The sequence below is a fragment of the Legionella feeleii genome (assembly GCF_001467625.1).
GTDB classification, from domain to species: Bacteria; Pseudomonadota; Gammaproteobacteria; order Legionellales; family Legionellaceae; genus Tatlockia; species Tatlockia feeleii.
This window is the reverse complement of sequence record NZ_LNYB01000034.1, coordinates 1-414: the sequence shown is the minus strand read 5'-3', so window position 1 is coordinate 414 and position 414 is coordinate 1. Positions and strand designations below refer to the sequence as shown.

Here is a 414-nt window from a genome sequence, read left to right as displayed (position 1 = left end):
TGACCGATAGTTTTACCGCGACTTCTTTAGATGGCACAGCAACCAAGCTCGTCACGGTGACCATCCAGGGCACCAATGATGTCCCGGTGATTGCCGGGGTGTCTACCGGTACCGTCACTGAAGATGCGAATGTTGCCAACAATAATGTGACCAGCGGCGGCACATTGACCATTGCCGATGTGGATGCCGGCCAATCCAGTTTTATCGCCCAGCCCTCTGTGGCAGGGACCTACGGTACTTTTACCCTGGCGGCCGATGGCGCCTGGACTTACACGGCGAACAATGCGCAAACGGCCATCCAGCAGTTAGGGGCTGGCCAAACGCTGACCGATAGTTTTACCGCGACTTCTTTAGATGGCACAGCAACCAAGCTCGTCACGGTGACCATCCAGGGCACCAATGATGTCCCGGTGA

The 414-nt window shown here is 56.3% G+C and carries 1 protein-coding gene; it reads left to right on the top strand.

The genetic code is table 11. The features are described 5' to 3' along the window. Nucleotides 1-414 (top strand): VCBS domain-containing protein (locus Lfee_RS06200; RefSeq protein WP_202972489.1); only part of this gene is annotated, 414 nt, incomplete at both ends.